Raw genomic sequence first — 18244 nt, forward strand, 5'->3', positions numbered from 1 at the left:
AGAATCCCGATCAGGCCACATCATCAGGTTGCCCATGCTCGAGACCACAGCACTGCCAAGGAAAGCGACGCTGTCCCCGCCACTGGATACGCGGTATCAGGTTGAAACGCCGGAAGGCATCGACTTGCCACTGCGCCCGGCGGGGCTGATGGTGCGTGCGCTGGCGTTCTCCATCGACCTCGGACTGCGCGGGTTGATTCTGGGTCTGCTGTTTATTGTCCTCGCGTTTCTGGGAAAACTCGGCGCCGGGCTGGGCTCGATCCTGCTGTTCGTAGTGAGCTGGTGGTACATGGTGCTGTTCGAGGTGCTCAATCAGGGGCGCTCGCCGGGCAAGCAATGGATGGGCCTGCGTGTGGTGCAGGACGACGGTACGCCAATCGGCTGGTCCGCTTCGTTGTTGCGCAACCTGCTGCGCTTTGTCGACCTGTTGCCGTTCGGCTATTTCCTCGGCGTCATCAGTTGCCTGCAACACCCCAGCTTCAAACGCCTCGGCGACCTGGCCGCCGGCACGCTGGTGATCTACCGCGAACAACCGATCACCCGGCCGCAACTGCCTGACGCCGAGCCACGGCGTCCGTCGTTTGCCCTGACGCTGCCCGAGCAACGCGCCATCCTCGGGTTTGCCGAACGCCAGGGCGAACTCTCCGAAGCGCGGGTCACGGAACTCGCGTCCATCCTCGCGCAACCGTTGAAGGTTTCAGCGCCACGCGCCGTGGCGGAACTCAACGGCATCGCCCGCGGCTTGTTGGGCCCCGCATGAAGCAAAGTCTTTTCGAGAATCGCCACAAGGCTGAATGGGCGCAATTTTCCCTTTTGCTCGACAGGCTGGAACGGAACAAGGACACCTCACGGATCGCCAGTTTCCCGAAAGATTATCGAAGGCTCTGCCAGCATTTGGCGCTTGCCCAGGAACGCGGCTACAGCAGTTTTCTGATCGACTCGTTGCAGCAACAGGTCCTGCGCGGGCACCAACAGCTTTATCAGCATCGCAGCCGACTGGGTGCCAACGCGCTGGGTTTCATCCTGGCGGATTTCCCGCGACTGGTACGTGAGCAGTGGCGTTTCGTGCTTGCCGCCAGCCTGATGTTTTTTGGCAGCCTGATCGGCTTTGCATTGTTGGTGTATCTGTTCCCGGACCTGGTCTACAACCTGATCCCGGCCGAACAGGTCAGCGAAATGCAAGGTATGTACGACCCTGTCGCCGGCCACCTTGGGCGCTCGGCGGAACGGGCGGCCAGTGAAGACTGGGTGATGTTCGGTTTCTACATCATGCACAACATCGGCATTGCCTTTCAGACCTTTGCCAGCGGTTTGCTGTTTGGCCTGGGCAGCGCGTTTTTCCTGTTCTTCAACGGTTTGATGATCGGCGCGGTGGCCGGGCACCTGACTCAGATCGGCTACGGACAAACCTTCTGGTCGTTCGTGATCGGCCACGGCGCCTTCGAACTCAGCGCCATTGCCCTGGCGGGTGCCGCTGGCCTGCAACTGGGCTGGGCCTTGATTGCACCGGGACGACTGCCCCGCGCCGAAGCCTTGCGTGTGGCGGCGCGCAAAAGTGTGCTGCTGATTTGCGGGGTCATGCTGTTTCTGTTGATCGCGGCGTTTATCGAAGCCTACTGGTCGTCCTTGACCGGCCCTGCACCGATGACCAAGTATCTGGTCGGCGCGACGCTGTGGTTTTTGGTAGCGATGTATCTGCTGTTTGCCGGACGGACCCGCCATGCGCCTGAGTGACGCGACCGTGGTGATCCGCCCTCGAACCACCTGGGAAGCCATGGACCTGGGCGTGCTGCTGAGCCAGCGGCACCGACGCCTGCTGATGACCAGTTGGGCCATCGTGACCTTGCCGGTTTTCGCCCTGCTCACCTTGCTGTTGTGGGATTCCCCCTCCCTCGCCGCGTTTATCTTCTGGTGGCTGAAACCGGCGTTCGAGCGCCTGCCGCTGTACATCCTGTCCAAAGCGATGTTCGGTGAAACGCCCACACTGAAACAGGCGCTGCGCCAATGGCCACGCCTGCTCAAGCCACAATTGCTGGCCAGCCTGACCTGGCGCCGCTTGAGCCTGAGTCGCAGTTTCCTGTTGCCGGTGGTGCAACTCGAAGGCTTGAGTGGTCTGGCACGACAACAGCGTTTGCAGGTGTTGTTGCAACGCGACGGAGGGGCGGCGCGTTGGCTGACCATCATCGGCGTGCATCTGGAAAGTGCGCTGTGGATCGGCCTGATGGTGCTGTTCTACCTGCTTCTGCCGCCACAAGTCGAACTCGACTGGAGCTGGCAGACATTGCTGTCCGCCGCCACACAGGACTGGCGCTGGCTGGAGCACCTGACCAACGGGTTTTACGTGTTGGTGCTGGTGGTGTGGGAACCGATCTACGTGGCCTGCGGCTTCAGCCTCTATCTGAACCGGCGCACGGTGCTGGAAGCCTGGGACATCGAACTGGTGTTCCGCCGCCTGCGCCAACACTTGAGCGGAGCAGCCCTCACCCTGCTGCTGGCGGCTTTTCTACTGGCGCCAACCGGGCAAAACGTCTGGGCCGCCGAGCCGGCCATTTCCCCTGACAGTCCGCGTCTGCTGGACCAGCCACTGACCAGTCAGGCGTCCCGTGACAGCATCAAGGCGATCCTCGATCAGCCCCCGTTCAAGAACAAGGAAACGGTCACGCGCTATCGCTTTGGAGAGGACAAACCCGCCGCCAAGACCCCGGACGATGACGAAGAACCCGAATGGCTGAAGGCCCTGCTCAAGTTGCTTGATAACCAGCGCTTCGGCGCATTGGCGACCTTGATTGAAGTGGTGCTGTGGGGCGCAGTCATCGGCGCGATCGGTGTGTTGATCTGGCGTTACCGGGAGTGGTTGCAGGCTTTCGTCAGTCGTCGACCGGCGTTGAAGGGTAAAGTCGCGCGGCCGTTACCGCAGCAAGCTTTCGGCCTGGAACTGAGCCGCGAAACCCTGCCCCACGACATTGCCGCCAGCGCCGAAAGTCTCTGGCAATCCAACCCTCGCGAGGCGCTCGGGTTGCTCTATCGCGCCTTGCTCAGCCACTTACTGCACGATTACAACATGGCGCTGAAACCCGCCGACACCGAAGGCCAGGTGCTGCAGCGCGTCGAACAACTGCAACAACCCGCCCTGTTGGCCTTCAGCAAAAACCTGACCGGGCACTGGCAGAACATGGCCTACGGGCATCGCCTGCCAGCGGCGCATTTGCAACAGGAACTGTGTGACGGCTGGCGGACCTTGTTCGGTCCGGGGGCTACGCCTTGAACCGGCGATTGTGGCTGGTCGCCGGGGTGCTTATCGCCGTGCTGTTGGGCGCGTTGAGTCTTTATCTCTACGCCAGGGCGACGCCCTATCAGGCAGACATCGATCACGGCCCGTCGCCCGAAGCCCAGGCCAACCCTTATCTGGCCGCTGAACATTTCCTGCGCAAACAGGGCCTGACCGTTAGCCATGCCAACAGCCTGGACATCCTGCCCACGCTGGAGCCTCGGCAACGCAGCCTGTTGTTGCTCGGCGACCGCTCCGGCATGACCCCGCGCCAGATCGATCAAGTGCTGAACTGGACACGCGCCGGAGGACGTCTTTTATTCATCGCCGAGTCGTTGTGGAATGAAAAACTGGGCCAGAGCAATGACCTGTTGCTCGACCGGGTCCAGGTGCACCAGTCATTGAGCAAAGACCTCAAGGACCCGCCGCCCGACATCGGCAAGGATCCCTACCCCAAACTGACCAAGCTGTACCTTGAGGACGAAGACGCGCCGGCCTATGCCACCTTCGATACCGCGTTCCATCTCGAAGACCCGAAAAATCTCGCGCAAGCCTGGGCCAACAGCGGCAAGGCCACGCACATGATGCAACTGAACCACGGGCTCGGTTCGATCATCGTCGTCACCGACGCCGACCTGTGGAAAACCCCGGCCATCGACCAGTACGACAACGCCTGGCTGCTGTGGTACCTGACCGCGGACACGAACGTGACCCTGCTGTTCAACACCGACCACGACAGCGTGCTGACCTTGTTACTGCGCTATTTCCCACAGGCGCTGGTTGCCCTCATCGCCCTGATCGGCCTGGGTCTCTGGCATGTCGGCGTGCGCCATGGCCCGTTGATCGAACCCGCCCCTAAAGCCCGTCGGCAACTCCACGAGCACCTGCGCGCCAGCGCCGATTTCATGTGGCGCCGCACCGGTCAAGCCAGCCTGTTGCAAGCCTTGCAGCACGACATCCTGCGCCGGGTGCGGCGCCGTCATCCCGGTTTCGAACAACTCGGCGTCGCCGAACAATGGCTGGTGCTCGCACGCCTGACCGGCCAACCCACACGCGCTATCAGCCAGGCCATGAGCCCGCGACCGAAGCAACGGCTGTCCAGCGTTGAATTCAGTCGTCAGGTCGCCCACCTGCAAACCTTGAGGAACGCCTTATGAGTGAACAGATCGAGCCCAGCGCACCGAGCCACGCCGCGCAGCAACGCCAGCGCGCCAGTCAGTTGGCCCAAGCGGTAAGAGCTGAATTGCAAAAAGCCGTCATCGGCCAGAACACGGTGATCGACGATGTACTCACCGCGCTGATTGCCGGCGGCCATGTGCTGCTCGAAGGCGTGCCGGGGCTGGGCAAAACCTTGTTGGTCCGCGCCCTCGCCCGCTGCTTCGGCGGCGAATTCGCGCGCATCCAGTTCACCCCGGACCTGATGCCCAGCGATGTCACCGGGCACGCGGTGTACGACCTGCAGACCGAGCAATTCAAACTGCGCAAAGGTCCGTTGTTCACCAACTTGCTGCTCGCCGACGAAATCAACCGCGCCCCCGCGAAAACCCAGGCCGCGTTGCTTGAGGCGATGCAGGAACGCCAGGTCACTCTCGAAGGCCGTGCCCTGCCCATCGCGCAGCCGTTCATGGTGCTCGCCACACAAAACCCCATCGAACAGGAAGGCACGTATCCCCTGCCGGAAGCCGAGCTGGACCGCTTCATGCTCAAGGTGCGCATGGACTACCCCGACGCCGATCAGGAGTTGGACATGGTGCGCCAGGTCAGCCGCTCGACCCGGGCCGACATGCTCGACGTGCAACCGCTGCGCACCGTGTTGCAAGCCAAGGACGTGCTGGCCTTGCAACGCATCGCCAGCGATTTGCCGCTGGACGACCAGGTCCTCGATTACGCCGTACGCCTGGCGCGCACCACCCGTAGCTGGCCCGGCCTGACCCTCGGCGCCGGGCCTCGGGCCTCCATTGCACTGGTGCGCTGCGCTCGGGCGCGCGCCTTGCTGCGCGGCGGCGAATTCGTGATTCCGGATGACATAAAGGGCTGCGCGCTGGCGGTGTTGCGCCATCGTGTACGCATCGCGCCGGAGCTGGATATCGAAGGGCTGGAGGTCGATCACGTGCTGCAGCAATTGCTCGATCAAGTACCGGCGCCGCGCTTGTGATCACATCCCTGTTCAACGCAAACCCTGTGGCGAGGGAGCTTGCTCCCGCCGGGTTGCGCAGCAGCCCCAAAACCGGGCGACGCGCAATGTCAGGCGAACCGCGCCCACCTGTTTTACGACTGCTACGCCCGGGCGCGGATCGGCCGACGGGAGCAAGCTCCCTCGCCACAAAAAGCACTTTGGCCACAAAAGGTGTGCGCAGATGAAACCCTCGCGCCTGCTCCTGATCTGGTTGGCACTGCTGCTGGCCATTGGCATCGTGCTCGGTGCATTGCGGGCGCTGGATATCGCCGTTCCATCAACGCTGTTGTCGATCAACTGGGGGTTGCTGCTGGCGCTACTGGCCCTGGCAATACTCGATGCGGTCCGCCTTAAACGCTTGCCCTCGCCCCGAATAACAAGACAAATGCCCGGCAGCCTGGCGCTCGGCCGTTGGAGCGAAGTGCAACTGGAGGTTGAACACGACTTTCCCCAGCCACTGACTATCCGGATTTTCGACCACGTGCCCGACGGCCTGACCTTCGAAAACCTCCCCTTGTCAGTCGAGCTTCAGCCGGACAGGCACACCCGGACCGGCTATCGCCTGCGTCCACTCAAGCGCGGCCACTTCACCTTTGAACACTGCGAAATCAACCTGCCGAGCCCGTTGGGCCTGTGGTCCGACAAACGCCTGCCAAACGTGCCCGACCACACCCGCGTGTACCCTGACTTCGCCCGCCTCTACGGCGGCCAACTGCTGGCCGTGGACAATTGGCTCAGCCAGCTCGGCGTGCGCCAGCGGCAACGACGCGGCCTGGGCCTGGAGTTTCACCAGCTACGGGAATTTCGCGAAGGCGACAGCTTGCGCCAGATCGACTGGAAAGCCACCGCCCGCCAGCGCACACCGATTGCCCGGGAGTACCAGGACGAACGCGACCAGCAAATCATTTTCATGCTCGACTGCGGTCGACGCATGCGCAGCCAGGATGGGGAACTGGCGCATTTCGATCACGCGCTCAATGCCTGTCTGTTACTGAGCTACATTGCTCTGCGCCAAGGTGATGCGGTGGGGCTCAGCACCTTTGCCGTCGAGCAACCGCGCTATCTCGCACCCGTGAAAGGTGCCGGGCAACTCAACGTATTGCTCAACACGGTCTACGACCTGAACAGCACCCAACGCAGCGCCGACTATCAAGCGGCGGCGACTCAACTGCTGGTCCGGCAAAAACGCCGCTCGCTGGTGGTGCTGGTGACCAACCTGCGGGACGAAGACGATGAAGAATTGCTCACAGCCGTCAAACGCCTGAGCAAGCAGCATCGGGTGCTGGTCGCGAGCCTGCGTGAGAACGTACTCGACAGCCTGCGTCAGACAACCGTGCAAACCTTGTCCGAAGCGCTGGTCTATTGCGGGACGGTGGACTTCTTGAACGCACGGGCCGAACTTCATGAACGGCTGAATGCCCATGGCGTGCCGGTACTGGATGCAAGTACTCATGAACTGGGCGCCGCGCTGGTGACGCGGTACCTGGAATGGAAGAAGGCCGGGGTGTTTTAGTGGCGGTGACGCAGGTTTGAACTGCTCGCGTAGGCGTCAGATCAAACAACGCTGTCGTCAAGCAGACGCCGGCAACGGCTGAAAGCTGAAGTACTGCTTCAGCGCCTCCACCAATTGCCCATACTCCGGCGGTACCCGTTGCAGGCTGAACCCGGCGTCGTAATGGTGGGGGGTGGCGTCTTCATGGCACCACAGGCAGCAGCCGTTGAGGTCGATCACCTGCTGGCAGCCGTCGGCCATGGGGATTTTCAGGCGCAAATCGAAATCGGCGCCGATCATGATTGGCAACTGACTGATGAGCATCAGCCCGTCTTCAGAGACATTGCCCAGGAAGCCAATCGGTTTATCGGTGACGCTGTTGAACACTTTCAGAAAATACGGCAGTTGATGCCGCTCGATCCGGCGGTCAGTGAACATGCGCAATTCGCCCAGCAAGGCCCTTAAGCAGGACCGCACTAATGCTTCGGAACGGGCCTGCCTTTATCAAGTAAGACCTAGGCAATGGGCGCGCTCTCCCCGATCCCGGTGCGACAGTCCGTGGAACCGCTGTCGCTTACTCCTGCCGGTCACAGGTGTTACGTCGGTTTAACAGCAAGGCTCTAAACCGGTTTATCGACTATAGCTCACCACCGTCAGTGAGCCAGCCGTTGAGTGCAATCAGAACCGGGTCGGGCGAACCACGGCGGCGGTGCTGCGCAGCGGGTAATGACCCAGCGACTGCAAGGTTTCCAACCGGGCGCGGGCGCGGTAGGCGTACTCGCTTTGCGGGTAGGAGGCGATAATGAACTGGTAGGTTTGCGCCGCATCGACAAACAGTTTCTGCCGCTCCAGACACAACCCGCGCAGCATCGACACTTCCGGCCACACATAAGACCGCGCGCGGCTGGCGCGTTCGACTTTGGACAGTTCGAGCGTCACCTGCTCGCAATTGCCACGGTCATAGGCGCTGTAGGCATTATTCAAATGATGGTTCATCGAAAAACGGGTGCAGCCCACAACACTGAGGGCAAGAATGGCTATGAGCACGAATCGCATGGGGGTTCTCCTGTCTTGAGCTATGTATCGACCCGTGGCGCAAAATCTTCAAGATTGTTCGTTTAAAGATATAAACGAATAAGTAGTGCACATGAACAATGACTACACCCGAAGACCATAGTAGCCTCACTCAGCGCTTGAACTCAGGAGTCTATGCATGTCCGTCCGTCGCACCAAAATCGTCGCTACCCTTGGCCCGGCCAGTAACTCGCCGGAAGTTCTCGAACAGCTGATTCTGGCTGGCCTGGACGTCGCCCGCCTGAACTTCTCCCACGGTACCCCCGACGAGCACAAGGCTCGCGCGAAGCTGGTGCGTGACCTCGCTGCCAAGCACGGCCGCTTCGTTGCCCTGCTGGGTGACCTGCAAGGCCCGAAAATCCGTATCGCCAAATTCGCCAACAAGAAGATCGAGCTGAAGATCGGTGATCAATTCACCTTCTCCACCAGCCATCCTCTGACCGAAGGCAACCAGCAAGTGGTCGGCATCGACTACCCGGACCTGGTAAAAGATTGCGGCGTGGGCGACGAGTTGCTGCTCGACGACGGCCGCGTGGTGATGCGCGTCGATACCGCCACCGCCACCGAACTGAATTGCACCGTGATCATCGGCGGCCCGCTGTCCGACCACAAAGGCATCAACCGTCGCGGCGGTGGCCTGACCGCTCCAGCCCTGACCGAGAAAGACAAGGCCGACATCAAGCTCGCTGCCGAGATGGAAGTCGACTACCTCGCCGTGTCCTTCCCGCGCGATGCCGCCGACATGAACTACGCCCGTCAACTGCGCGACGAAGCCGGCGGCACTGCCTGGCTGGTGGCGAAGATCGAACGCGCCGAAGCCGTGGCTGACGACGACACCCTCGATGCGCTGATCGAGGCTTCCGACGCTGTCATGGTTGCCCGTGGCGACCTCGGTGTGGAAATCGGCGATGCCGAGCTGGTGGGCATCCAGAAGAAAATCATTCTGCACGCACGCCGCCACAACAAGGCAGTGATCGTCGCGACCCAGATGATGGAGTCGATGATCCAGAACCCGATGCCGACCCGCGCCGAAGTGTCCGACGTAGCCAACGCCGTGCTCGACTACACTGACGCCGTGATGCTCTCGGCCGAAAGTGCTGCCGGTCTGTATCCGCTGGAAGCCGTCCAGGCCATGGCGCGTATCTGCGTAGGCGCTGAAAAGCACCCGACCAGCAAGACCTCCAGCCACCGCATCGGCAAGGTCTTCGAAAGCTGCGACCAGAGCATCGCCCTGGCGGCCATGTACACCGCCAACCACTTCCCGGGCGTGAAGGCGATCATTGCCTTGACCGAAAGTGGCTACACGCCGTTGATCATGTCGCGCATCCGATCTTCGGTGCCGATCTACGCGTTCACACCACACCGCGAAGCCCAGGCCCGCGCGGCGATGTTCCGCGGCGTGTACACCATTCCGTTCGACCCGGCCTCGCTGGAGCCACACGAAGTCAGCCAGAAGGCGATCGACGAACTGGTCAAGCGCGGCGTCGTGGAGAAAGGCGACTGGGTCATCCTGACCAAGGGCGACAGCTACCACACCACCGGCGGCACCAACGGGATGAAAATCCTGCACGTTGGCGATCCGCAGGTCTGAGTGACCGGTTGCTGAAAAAAGAAAGCCCTGCCATGTGAATGGCGGGGCTTTTTGGTTTCTGATCCGGAAGATGTGTTGCCTGGACTGACGCCTTCGCGGGCAAGCCCGCTCCCACAGGTTTTTGTGGTGGTCACATGATTTGTGAACAACACCGGTCCATGTGGGGCTTGCCCGCGAAGAGGCCCGTCCATCCAGCGAAAACTCAATGTCGGTTGATAAACCCCGACAACGCCGCCACCGCTTCCGGCGAACGCAGCCGTTGGGTGAACAACGCGCCCTCCTCTTCGATCACTTTGCGCAGCAGTTCCCGGTCCGGCGCTTTCATCAATTGCTTGCTGATGCGAACCGCTTCCGGTGGCAGCGACTCAAACCGCAGCGCCATCTCCCGCGCCTTGGCCAACGCCGCTTCGCCACTGCCCAAGGCCTCGGTCGCAATGCCCCACTCGGCGGCTTGTTCACCGCTAAAACCTTCGCCGAGCAGCAACAATTCCGCCGCTTTGGCATGCCCGAGCAATCGAGGCAGGAGCAGGCTGGAACCGAACTCCGGGCATAAGCCGAGATTGACGAAGGGCATGCGCAACCGGGCATCACGGCTGACATACACCAGGTCGCAATGCAGCAGCATCGTCGTGCCGATGCCCACCGCCGCACCCGCCACCGCGGCGATCACCGGTTTGCGGCATTCAAGCAAGGTCAGCATGAACTGAAACACCGGGCTATCCAGGTTGCTCGGTGGTTGCTGCAGGAAGTCGGCGATATCGTTGCCGGCGGTGAAGCACTCGGCAGAACCGGTGATCAGCACGGCATTGATTTCGGGATCGGTGTCAGCCTGTTTCAGCGCTTCGGCCAGATGGCTGTACATGGCGCGGGTCAGGGCGTTTTTCTTGTCGGGGCGGTTCAGGCGCAGGGTCAGCAGGCCGCGTTCGCGTTCAATCTGGATGGCATCGGTCATGGCGTGTCCTGATCTGAGGGTATCAACTGTGGCGAGGGTGCTTGCTCCCACTTGAGTGCGCAGCGTCCACAAAATTTTGGGGCCACTGCGCAGCCCTGCGCGAGCAAGCTCGCTCGCCACAAAATCAGCGCTCAACCGCGAGGCAGGAAGACGTCGGCCAGCAGTTGATTGCGCGGCAGTCCCGCCAGGTACAGCCGCCGGGCAAAGGCATCGACGCTGTCGGGGGATCCGCAGAGTAAGGCCTGGGTTTGTCGCGAAACAAGCCGCAGTTGCGCCAAAGCCGCGGGCAACTCGGTCGGTGTCCACAGTTCGATGCTGAGGTTCGGGCGGCTGGCGGCCATGGCCTGCAAAGGTTTGGCCAGATAATGCTCATCGGCGTCATGGGCGAGGTGAATCACGCGGATGGCGCCCTGGTGATCCTGACGCAGGGCTTCGCGCAAGACGCCAAACAACGGGCCCAGCCCGGTGCCGGCGGCCATCAGCCAGAGTGGCCGGGTGTGCCAGTCCGGATCGTAATGCAGGGCCCCGCCGCGCAATTCGCCGAGACGCAGCGGATCGCCGATTTTCAACTGACGCGCGGCATCACTGAATTCGCCGGGTTGGCGACAGTCGAGATGGAACTCCAGAAAGCGGTCTTCTTCCGGCAGGCTGGCCAAGGAATAAGGCCGCGCCACGTTCCCGGCCCACAACACCAGATGCTGTCCGGCGCTGTAACGCAACGGGCGTTGTGGCGTCAGGCGCAGACGCAAAACACTGCTGCTCAACCAATCGACGGCGGCGACCTCGGCCGGACGCCCGTCCTCTTGCGGGTCGAAGGCATGCACCTGCAAATCCTCGACCACCTGGCACTGGCACGCCAGGCGCCAGCCTTGCTGACGCTGCTCTGCGCTCAGGGCATCGGGCCGGCTGTCGCTCGGCAATCCTTGCGTACATTGCACCAGACACGCATGACAACTGCCGGCGCGACAGCTGTAAGGAACGGACACACCGTTTTGATTCAACGCATCAAGCAGGTTGCTGCCAGGCGCCACCGACCATTGACGATCGCCGACACGCAACTCAGGCATCGACGTTCTCCCACGCCGCCGCGCAACGATTGCGGCCGTCGCGTTTGGCGCGATAGAGCGCCTGATCGGCACGCTGCAAGGCATCGTCGAGATCGTCACCCAGCTCCAGCAGGGTCATGCCCGCCGACAGACTGAGGTTGCCCACTTTCAGGCCGATCAACTCGACGTCGGTGAAGGCAATGCGCAACCGCTCACAGCAGGACGTCAGGCGTTCAGGGCCGCAATCGGGCAGCAGCACCACGAACTCTTCGCCGCCATAACGGGCCAGCACGTCCCCCTCACGCAGACAGGCGCTGGCCACACCGGCAAACGCTTGCAGCACCTGATCGCCGGCAGCGTGGCCGTGCACATCGTTGATGCGTTTGAAATGGTCGAGGTCGATCAGCGCCAGGCCATGCACCACGCCGAGCTCCATGGCGTTGAGTTCGCGTGAGGCCAGGCGCAGGAAATGCCGACGGTTGAACAGCCCGGTCAACTCGTCGGTGGCGACCAGGTCTTCGAGCTGGCGCATCATTCCGCGCAGGGTGTCCTGATGCGCCTGCAAGGCGAAACGGCGCTGGCGCATCCGCAGGCGTGAGGCCTGGACGTAGCGGGCGTAAAGCTCCAGCCAGACCAGCACAATAAACAGCACGCACACCTGCAACGCGGCCAGCGCCGGGTCGGCCAACTGGAAGTGGTAGCCCTCCCACAGCGTAATCGCGCTGAAACTGAAAAACACCAGCAACGCGCACCGCACAAAGGCCCGGCGCGACAGATGAAACAGCCCGAACAGCAGAATCAGCACGTAGAACACCAGAAACGCGCCACGGGCCTCATCCAGATTGGCGACCAGCCAGGTTTGCCAACCCAGCCCCAGCAATACTTGCGCTTCGGTCAGGCTGGGGTCGGAAAACCGCAGGTTCCAGCCGCTGTAAAACACCGCAAACAACGTCGCCTGGCTGATGACCACCAGCGCGCTGCCGACGGCGACATTGGCCAGGGGTTCATCGTAATGGCCGGTGAAAAACGCCAGCCACAGCAGCAGTAAAGCCAGGGCGTAGGTGCCGGCTGCGAGGGCAAAACGTTTGAGCAAAAGGCGCTGGATGGCGTTATGGGTCAATCGTTGACTCACCGTGCGAAAGGAGGCTGACCGAGTGTCCTACTCTACAGACCGAATGCCACTTTAGTGGCGTGTCTGACAAATGACCATTCAATTTTCAAAGCATAAAACTGGCGTCAATGCCATGACCCAATCTTGCAAGAATCCTGTGGCGAGGGAGCTTGCTCCCGCTGGGCAGCGAAGCGGCCCCTTGCACTCTTTCAGTTGAATCTATTGCGACTGTTACGCAGCCGAACGGGAGCAGGCTCCCTCGCCACAAAAGACCTTCACCTCCAAATGTTCGGATGTGGGCGGTATGCGACCAACGATTGACTGCCGGCGCGTGTGCCCGCCTGCGAGGCGCGTTATACTGCCGCGCCTTTTTAGCGTCGCGCCAGCATGCCCGGCGTGCCTTGAAAGGTGCTTGCAACCGACCGATGCACCCAAGCTGCAAGCACCTTATTGAATGTTCCCGTCTTTTAGAGGAGCGCGACTCATGACCGTGATCAAGCAAGACGACCTGATTCAGAGCGTTGCCGACGCCCTGCAGTTCATTTCCTATTACCACCCCGTTGATTTCATCCAGGCGATGCACGAAGCCTACCTGCGCGAAGAATCGCCAGCGGCCCGTGACTCGATGGCGCAAATCCTGATCAACTCGCGCATGTGCGCCACCGGCCACCGCCCGATCTGCCAGGACACCGGCATCGTCACCGTGTTTGTCCGCGTGGGTATGGACGTACGTTGGGATGGTGCCACCATGGGCCTGGACGACATGATCAACGAAGGCGTGCGCCAGGCTTACAACCTGCCGGAAAACGTCCTGCGTGCCTCGATCCTCGCCGACCCGGCGGGCGCTCGTAAAAACACCAAGGACAACACCCCGGCCGTTATCCACTACTCCATCGTTCCGGGTAACACCGTGGAAGTGGACGTGGCGGCCAAGGGCGGCGGTTCCGAGAACAAGTCGAAAATGGCCATGCTCAACCCGTCCGACTCGATCGTCGACTGGGTGTTGAAGACCGTTCCGACCATGGGCGCCGGCTGGTGCCCACCGGGCATGCTTGGCATCGGCATCGGCGGCACCGCCGAGAAAGCCGCGGTCATGGCCAAGGAAGTGTTGATGGAGTCCATCGACATTCACGAGCTGAAAAAGCGCGGCCCGTCCAACCGTATCGAAGAGATGCGCCTGGAGCTGTTCGAAAAGGTCAACCAACTGGGCATCGGCGCCCAGGGCCTCGGTGGCCTGACCACCGTGCTCGACGTGAAGATCATGGATTACCCGACCCACGCCGCTTCGTTGCCGGTGTGCATGATCCCGAACTGCGCCGCCACCCGTCACGCACACTTCGTGCTCGACGGTTCCGGCCCGGCTTCGCTGGAAGCGCCACCGCTGGACGCCTACCCGGAAATCGTCTGGGAAGCCGGTCCGTCGGCCCGTCGCGTCAACCTCGACACCCTGACCCCGGAAGACGTGCAGAGCTGGAAGCCGGGCGAAACCGTCCTGCTCAACGGCAAGATGCTCACCGGCCGCGACGCCGCGCACAAGCGCATGGTCGAGATGCTGAACAAGGGTGAAACCCTGCCGGTAGACCTCAAAGGTCGCTTCATCTACTACGTCGGCCCGGTTGATCCGGTGCGCGAAGAAGTGGTGGGCCCTGCCGGTCCGACCACCGCCACGCGGATGGACAAGTTCACCCGTCAGATCCTCGAGCAAACCGGCCTGCTGGGCATGATCGGCAAATCCGAGCGCGGCCCGACCGCAATCGACGCGATCAAGGACCACAAGGCCGTTTACCTGATGGCCGTCGGCGGCGCGGCTTACCTGGTGGCGCAAGCGATCAAGAAATCCCGTGTGGTGGCATTCGCCGAACTGGGCATGGAAGCGATCTACGAGTTCGACGTGAAAGACATGCCGGTCACCGTTGCCGTTGATAGCAAGGGTGAATCGGTACACATCACCGGTCCTGCCATCTGGCAGAAAAAGATCAGTGAAAGCCTGGCGGTAGAAGTGCAGTAAGCGCTTCGGCTGACAAAGAAAAGGCGACAGTGGTCATGCTCCTGTCGCCTTTTTTATTGCCACGCATCCCTCCCGTAGGAGCGAAGCTTGCTCCGGGCGGCGTTCCGACGAAGGACGTGAACGATTACGCGTTTATCCTGATTAAACGCGTCGGTCTCGAGTCCTTCGCGGGCAAGCCTCGCTCCTACAAGGAATGGGGAAGCCCATGTTATGGTGCGGCCCCTCCGTAAACATTGTGTAATGCCCGGCATGTCTGAGTCTTCTCGCACCCTGCGCCTGACGCTGTACACCTTTCTTATCCTCGCCGGTGCAGCCCTCGCCGCCACCTGGGCCATCCGCCACGCAGAGCGTCAGGCCCTGGTGGAGGACGCGGCCCGCGCCAATCAGCAACTGGGCTTGTACGCCACGTCCCTGCACACCCTGATCGAACGTTACCGCGCCCTGCCTGCCGTGCTGGCGCTGGACCCGGAGTTGCGTTCGGCGCTTAACGGTCCGGTGACGCCTGAGCAACAGGACGTGCTGAATCGCAAACTGGAAAAGATCAACGGTGCCGCGCAATCCTCGACCCTGGAACTGCTCGATCACACCGGCCTCGCCGTGGCGGCGAGCAACTGGCGTTTGCCCAGCAGTTACGTTGGCCACAACTACGGTTTTCGTCCCTACTTCAGCCAGACCCGAACCCACGGCACCGGGCGCTTTTATGCGGTGGGAGTGACCAGCGGGATTCCCGGTTACTTCCTGTCCAGCGCCGTCACGGGTGACGACGGGCAGTTTCTCGGCGCGATGGTGGTGAAACTCGAGTTTCCGGAACTGGAACGCGAATGGCGTCAGGGCAGCGATACGCTGCTGGTCAGCGATGCACGCGGAATCATCTTCATCGCCAATCAGCCGGGCTGGCGCTATCGCCAATTGAAACCACTGAGCGACAGCGATCACGTCGAGCTCAAGGCCACCCGCCAATACGACAAGCAACCGCTGACGCTGCTGGACTATCAATCGCTGCGCCGCTTCGACGACAACAGTGAGCTCGCGCGGGTCGATGGCCCGGATGGCAAAACGGATTACCTGTGGGAATCCCTGCCGCTGACCACCGAAGACTGGACACTGCACCTGCTGCGCCGCCCGCAGGTGGCGTTCGAAGACAGTCGCAACGCCGCACTCGCCGCTGCCGGCCTGTGGCTGACGCTGGTGTTTCTGCTGCTGTTTCTCAACCAGCGCTGGCGTCTGGCGAAAATGCGCCAGCGCAGTCGCGAAGAACTTGAACAACTGGTGGAGGAACGCACTCGCGATTTACGCACGGCGCAGGACGGTCTGGTGCAATCGGCCAAACTCGCGGCCCTCGGCCAGATGTCGGCGGCGCTGGCCCATGAAATCAATCAACCGTTGACCGCCCAGCGCATGCAGCTTGCGACGCTGCGGCTGTTGCTCGATCACGGCCGGGTCGACGACGCCTACAAGGCACTGAAACCGGTGGACGACATGCTGACGCGCATGGCCGCCCTCACCGGCCACCTGAAAACCTTCGCCCGCAAAAGCCCCAGTGGCTTGCGCGAGCGTCTGGACCTGGCGGCGGTGGTGGACCAATCGCTTGAGCTGCTCGACACTCGCCTGCGCGATGAACAGGTCAGCACGGTGCTGCACCTGACGCGCCCGGCGTGGGTGCGCGGCGATGCGATTCGTCTGGAACAGGTGCTGATCAATTTGCTGCGCAATGCACTGGATGCGATGCAGGATAAACCCTGCAGACGCCTGGAAATTCGCCTCGAAGCCGACGAACAACTGTGGCGCCTGAGCGTCATCGACAACGGCAGTGGCATCGCCGAAGAAAACCTGGCGAAAGTCTTCGATCCGTTTTTCACCACCAAACCGGTGGGCGATGGCCTGGGCATCGGTCTGGCCGTATCCTTTGCCATTGTTCACGAATCGGGCGGACGCCTGAGCGCCGACAATCACGACAACGGCGCGGTGTTCACACTCACCCTGCCCATCGACCCAGAGGCGCCTGGCGTATGCTGAATTCAGTGATGGTGGTCGACGACGAAAGCAGCATCCGCAGCGCCGTCGAACAATGGCTGAGCCTGTCGGGTTTCGAGGTGCAACTGTTCAGCCGCGCCGATGAATGCCTGGCGCGACTGCCAGCGCATTACCCCGGCGTGATCCTCAGCGACGTGCGCATGCCCGGCATGACCGGGCTGGAACTGCTGGCCGAAGTTCAGCGCCGTGATGCCGACTTGCCGGTGATTCTGCTGACCGGCCATGGCGACGTGCCGATGGCCGTCGATGCGATGCGCGATGGCGCCTACGACTTTCTCGAAAAACCTTTCAGCCCTGAAACCCTGCTTGGCAGCCTGCGCCGTGCGCTGGACAAGCGCCGACTGGTGCTGGAAAACCGCGCCTTGCATGAGCAGGCCGACAACCGCGCCAAACTCGACGCGACGCTGCTCGGTGTGTCCCGTGGCCTGCAGACCCTACGTCGGCAAGTGCTGGACCTGGCGGCGTTGCCGGTCAACGTGTTGATCCGTGGTGAAACCGGCAGCGGCAAGGAGCTGGTTGCCCGTTGCCTGCACGATTTCGGGCCGCGCGCCGGCAAGCCGTTTGTCGCGCTCAATTGCGCGGCGATTCCCGAACAGTTGTTCGAGGCCGAGCTGTTCGGTCACGAGAGCGGCGCGTTCACCGGCGCTCAGGGCAAACGCATCGGCAAGCTCGAATACGCCGATGGCGGCACGCTGTTTCTCGATGAAATCGAAAGCATGCCGCTGGCCCAGCAGGTGAAATTGTTGCGGGTGTTGCAGGAACAGAAGCTTGAGCGGTTGGGTTCCAATCAGAGCATTCGCGTGGACTTGCGGATCATCGCTGCGACCAAACCCGATCTGCTGGATGAGGCGCGGGCCGGGCGTTTTCGCGAGGATCTGGCCTATCGGCTGAACGTCGCCGAGTTGCGCTTGCCGCCGTTGCGTGAGCGGCGTGAAGACATTCCGTTGCTGTTCGAGTCGTTTGCGCAAAGCGCTGCCGAACGATTGGGGCGCACATTCCCGCCGCTGAGCGGCCCGCAGTTGAGCCATTTGCTGAGCCACGACTGGCCGGGCAATGTGCGTGAACTGGCGAATGTGGCCGAGCGGCAGGTGTTGGGGCTGGGTGAGCCCGCACCTGCGGGCGTCGATCCGGGGCAGTCGCTGGCAGCGCAGCAGGAAGCGTTTGAAGCGCATTGCCTGCGCGCGGCGTTGACCCGACACAAGGGCGATGTGAAGGCAGTGCTTGAAGAGCTGCAACTGCCGCGTCGTACGTTCAATGAAAAGATGCAGCGGCATGGGTTGAGCAGAGAGATGTTTTTGTAGCGTTTGGACGGGCCTCTTCGCGGGCAAGCCTCGCTCCTACAGGTTTCCAGTCGCTCGGAAACATTGCAAACGACACAAATCCTGTAGGAGCGAGGCTTGCCCGCGAAGGGGCCGGTACAAACAATACAAACGCACAAGCCAGATAAGCGATTATCCGCTCACCCTCAATTTCCAATAAGCGGATTTCCGCT

15 protein-coding genes are annotated in these 18244 nt (G+C 61.8%); 10 read left to right on the forward strand and 5 right to left on the reverse strand.

Annotated elements, in window-relative coordinates:
• Positions 1–34 precede the first annotated feature (34 nt).
• From KJF94_RS20400 to KJF94_RS20425, 6 genes are all read left to right on the forward strand, one after another.
• Entirely contained in the window at positions 35–760 is a 726-nt protein-coding gene (locus KJF94_RS20400; RefSeq protein WP_214378273.1) for an RDD family protein, read from the forward strand.
• Positions 757–1734 (forward strand): stage II sporulation protein M, encoded by a 978-nt coding sequence (locus tag KJF94_RS20405; RefSeq protein ID WP_214378275.1) that lies wholly within the window; start codon positions 757–759, stop codon positions 1732–1734. Before KJF94_RS20400 ends, KJF94_RS20405 begins: the two co-directional genes overlap by 4 nt.
• The gene (locus KJF94_RS20410; RefSeq protein WP_214378277.1) at positions 1721–3265 is read left to right on the forward strand and encodes a DUF4129 domain-containing protein; all 1545 of its coding nucleotides are present in this window, start codon (positions 1721–1723) and stop codon (positions 3263–3265) included. Before KJF94_RS20405 ends, KJF94_RS20410 begins: the two co-directional genes overlap by 14 nt.
• A complete protein-coding gene (locus tag KJF94_RS20415) occupies positions 3262–4425 on the forward strand; it encodes a DUF4350 domain-containing protein (protein WP_214378279.1) in 1164 nt (387 codons plus the stop codon). Before KJF94_RS20410 ends, KJF94_RS20415 begins: the two co-directional genes overlap by 4 nt.
• A complete protein-coding gene (locus tag KJF94_RS20420) occupies positions 4422–5423 on the forward strand; it encodes an AAA family ATPase (RefSeq protein WP_214378281.1) in 1002 nt (333 codons plus the stop codon). Before KJF94_RS20415 ends, KJF94_RS20420 begins: the two co-directional genes overlap by 4 nt.
• A 202-nt stretch (positions 5424–5625) precedes the next feature.
• Positions 5626–6957, forward strand: a complete 1332-nt coding sequence (locus tag KJF94_RS20425) for a DUF58 domain-containing protein (protein ID WP_214378283.1) — start codon at positions 5626–5628, stop codon at positions 6955–6957.
• 57 nt (positions 6958–7014) lie between these two features.
• On the opposite strand, the gene KJF94_RS20430 is transcribed toward KJF94_RS20425, so the two are convergent.
• Positions 7015–7374: a PilZ domain-containing protein gene (locus KJF94_RS20430; protein ID WP_214378285.1), complete on the reverse strand. Its 360-nt coding sequence runs from the start codon at positions 7372–7374 to the stop codon at positions 7015–7017.
• 240 nt (positions 7375–7614) lie between these two features.
• A complete protein-coding gene (locus tag KJF94_RS20435) occupies positions 7615–7992 on the reverse strand; it encodes a tetratricopeptide repeat protein (protein ID WP_214378287.1) in 378 nt (125 codons plus the stop codon).
• A 157-nt stretch (positions 7993–8149) separates the two neighbouring features.
• On the opposite strand from KJF94_RS20435, the gene pyk reads away from it, so the two are divergent.
• A complete protein-coding gene (gene pyk / locus KJF94_RS20440) occupies positions 8150–9601 on the forward strand; it encodes a pyruvate kinase (protein WP_214378289.1) in 1452 nt (483 codons plus the stop codon).
• A 202-nt stretch (positions 9602–9803) separates the two neighbouring features.
• Here the strand turns inward: pyk and KJF94_RS20445 are convergent, their stop codons facing one another.
• The 3 genes from KJF94_RS20445 to KJF94_RS20455 form a co-directional block, all read right to left on the reverse strand.
• The gene (locus tag KJF94_RS20445) at positions 9804–10553 is read right to left on the reverse strand and encodes an enoyl-CoA hydratase-related protein (RefSeq protein WP_214378291.1); all 750 of its coding nucleotides are present in this window, start codon (positions 10551–10553) and stop codon (positions 9804–9806) included.
• Between the two features lie 131 nt (positions 10554–10684).
• Positions 10685–11620 carry an iron-sulfur-binding ferredoxin reductase gene (locus KJF94_RS20450; protein ID WP_214378293.1) on the reverse strand — a complete coding sequence of 312 codons (936 nt, stop codon included), beginning with the start codon at positions 11618–11620 and terminating at the stop codon, positions 10685–10687.
• On the reverse strand, positions 11613–12719 hold the full coding sequence (locus tag KJF94_RS20455) for a GGDEF domain-containing protein (protein WP_214378295.1): 1107 nt from the start codon (positions 12717–12719) through the stop codon (positions 11613–11615). Before KJF94_RS20455 ends, KJF94_RS20450 begins: the two co-directional genes overlap by 8 nt.
• A gap of 475 nt (positions 12720–13194) precedes the next feature.
• Between KJF94_RS20455 and KJF94_RS20460 the strand changes: the two genes are divergently transcribed.
• From KJF94_RS20460 to KJF94_RS20470, 3 genes are all read left to right on the forward strand, one after another.
• Positions 13195–14718, forward strand: a complete 1524-nt coding sequence (locus KJF94_RS20460; RefSeq protein WP_214378297.1) for a fumarate hydratase — start codon at positions 13195–13197, stop codon at positions 14716–14718.
• A 249-nt stretch (positions 14719–14967) separates the two neighbouring features.
• The gene (locus KJF94_RS20465) at positions 14968–16734 is read left to right on the forward strand and encodes an ATP-binding protein (RefSeq protein WP_214378299.1); all 1767 of its coding nucleotides are present in this window, start codon (positions 14968–14970) and stop codon (positions 16732–16734) included.
• Positions 16728–18053, forward strand: coding sequence for a sigma-54-dependent transcriptional regulator (locus KJF94_RS20470; RefSeq protein ID WP_214378301.1), 1326 nt, complete (start codon positions 16728–16730; stop codon positions 18051–18053). Before KJF94_RS20465 ends, KJF94_RS20470 begins: the two co-directional genes overlap by 7 nt.
• Positions 18054–18244 lie beyond the last annotated feature (191 nt).

This window comes from Pseudomonas hormoni (assembly GCF_018502625.1).
Lineage (GTDB): Bacteria > Pseudomonadota > Gammaproteobacteria > Pseudomonadales > Pseudomonadaceae > Aquipseudomonas > Aquipseudomonas hormoni.